The 2,433-nt window shown below is 33.9% G+C and carries 3 protein-coding genes; all 3 read left to right on the top strand.

Features of this window, described 5'->3' with window-relative positions; genetic code table 11:
• On the top strand, nucleotides 1-731 hold a 731-nt coding region (locus tag ACLTBU_RS17025), incomplete at its 5' end, for a hypothetical protein (RefSeq protein ID WP_412220188.1).
• A 507-nt stretch (nucleotides 732-1,238) separates the two neighbouring features.
• Nucleotides 1,239-1,538, top strand: a complete 300-nt coding sequence (locus ACLTBU_RS17020) for a hypothetical protein (RefSeq protein ID WP_412220187.1) — start codon at nucleotides 1,239-1,241, stop codon at nucleotides 1,536-1,538.
• Nucleotides 1,538-2,365, top strand: coding sequence for a hypothetical protein (locus ACLTBU_RS17015; RefSeq protein ID WP_412220185.1), 828 nt, complete (start codon nucleotides 1,538-1,540; stop codon nucleotides 2,363-2,365). Before ACLTBU_RS17020 ends, ACLTBU_RS17015 begins: the two co-directional genes overlap by 1 nt.
• The last annotated feature ends 68 nt before the right edge of the window (nucleotides 2,366-2,433 follow it).

The following is a 2,433-nucleotide window of genomic DNA, read 5'->3' as shown; positions in this document are numbered from 1 at the left end:
TCTATTGGGATAGCGTTAATAAGACAGAGGTTAATGAAATCTCCGATATGCTTGGGATGGATTCTATCTTCTATGAAATTATGGGAGATGCCCTATTCGGTATAGGCGGTTCACCAAGTTATGATGTAGCTATTCAATCTAAGAAATCCAAAATTACTGAGAAAATTGAAGCCATGAAAACACTTCTAAGCTCTGACCAAGTTAAAGATAATGTAGGCCCTAAATTTACACAAATCGAAGAAGAAAAATATGCCTTCCCTGTTGGAACAGACTTATCTACTATAGATTTCCTCTCTAACTTTGAGGCAACAGATAATCTAGATGGTTCTTTAGATGTAAGTAAGGCACAAGTAGACTATACAGCAGTAGATACCCATATAGCTGGCATCTATGAAGAAGGCTTAAAAGTAAGTATCAAAGATAGCTCAGATAACACAGGTACTGGCAAGTATAGGGTAGTTATTTATGATCCAACTAATCAGGCACCTCCTATCTTAACTCTAAAAGCAGAATATCCAGCTCTTAAGATTGACCAAGACGCTTCTACCATCCAATGGAAGAATAATTTCATTGACCAATTAACAGATGCTACAGGCCTTCCTTTAGATGATGTAACTGCTGACCTGAGCCAATTAGATACCTCAACAGCAGGCACCTACCCTGTCACACTTACTGCAACAGACTACTTAGGTCATACAACAGATGTAGAGTTAGAGGTTACTGTAGAATAAATAAATACAGACACCAAAAAGGTTCTTAGATGTAATGCATCTAAGAACCTTTTTGAGATTTAAATATAATTTAAATACTTTTTTCATTGCATATATTCTAGAAATCTGCTGCGTCAATTCCTCTTGATCATAATGAATACCCTCATACACAGCTTATAAGTTCTCCCTTTGCCTTAGAAGCATAATCCCTCCTACTGCATCTAAAAAATGATTACCATACCTATCCTCTTTTTAATCTTACTGATTTCTTCCTCTTATCATTTGTTTAAATTTTTATATTCATTATACACCAGTCACCCTTCAATTTGAATTGTGTCTGATGATTTATAGTTTTAATACTAACATATCATTTTTAGATTTAGAATATACATCTTCTAGATGAAGATAGGAGAAGTCGATTTTAAATTTGTCATACACTATATTATTTGTGCATACATTTAAATAAAGATCTTCCTTACTAAAGATAACAGAGAAAAATATCATCTTATTTTTAGAAGGAGGAATATTATGTTTTATATTCGTAATATGAATGACTCAAGCTATGAAGCAAGTGTGGGCATGCTTGCCCAAGAATTAGGTTACAACTCTGAACGCCAACTCCTGGATGAGCTTACCACCCTACCTTCACCTTGTTACAAGTTGGAAGTTAGATGTGTAACATCTCCCCAATCAGGCAGTTCTAATCCTAATCGTATAAAGAATATCTTAGGATTTTATACTTATAAAGATGCTTCTGCAATTCTATCTAGACTTATGCATCCCGAGAACTTTTTTATTTCAAATATTGATAAAGGAGAGAATAAATAATGAGTACAATTAAAAAGAGCCTCTTGATTGATCAAGAGGCTGATACCATCATTAAATTTGTAGTTGCTGAAAATGAAAAACGCGGTTTCAAATTAACACAAGGTGAAGCCATTAGTCATTTTATCAAATTAGCTTTCTCAATGGAAAAAATGGACTTTATGGCAGGAGATTCTATCCAAAATATTCTTATGGATCTTATTTGTCATAAGCATCTTAGTTTTGAGTATGAAAAACTTATCTTAGCTACACTAAAAGGGGATCCTCCAGATGTGCCCCCTTTAGATATAAACAGATACTATCAGATGGGTGAAGAACTTTATGATATACTTCAGAACAAAGAAGATATCTTTTTAGGCCAAGTAGAACCTTACCATCAAGAGATTTTATCACTCTTTCGAAAAGAAATTTTTATGGAAATTTGGAAATTCAGTATTTGCCTTATCAATAATGATTTCGAGTCTTACCCTGCGCTTAAAGATCATCTTATTGATGCTATCATTATGAGAAATCCACTTAAAGATATGCTAAAAGATTACCTCCTTAATCTAGAGACGGAGATCCCCTCTTCTCCTCTTGATACAGTTACATTCGAACAATATTACATGGATTTCACAGAAAACTTAGCACAAGAAGAGGGTGAAAACTACATCCATGAAGCGTACATTGAGTGCTTAGCATTTATCAAGCAAAACACTCAAGAGATTTTTCAAAAAGCTTGGAACCTCGCTTTAGAAGAAATACGTATTGAGAAAGAGTTTGAGAAAGGAAAAAGTCCTGAAGAATTAGCTCAACAAGCCTTTAAAATACTATTTGCACGTAACTGCTAACCCCCATTTAAATGTAAGCGATTAATTAGAAGGTGTCCAAAAATAAAAATCGTACAATTAGAGTTGGA

This window comes from Zhenhengia sp. (assembly GCF_046966505.1).
GTDB classification, from domain to species: domain Bacteria; phylum Bacillota; class Clostridia; order Lachnospirales; family Cellulosilyticaceae; genus Zhenhengia; species Zhenhengia yiwuensis.
Note: the sequence above shows the minus strand (reverse complement) of the source record. Positions and strands in the feature narration are given on the sequence as shown.

Coding starts and splice junctions, on each gene's coding strand:
- ACLTBU_RS17020 (WP_412220187.1), top strand. CDS start 1,239: ATGTTTTATATTCGTAATATGAATGACTCAAGCTATGAAGCAAGTGTG.
- ACLTBU_RS17015 (WP_412220185.1), top strand. CDS start 1,538: ATGAGTACAATTAAAAAGAGCCTCTTGATTGATCAAGAGGCTGATACC.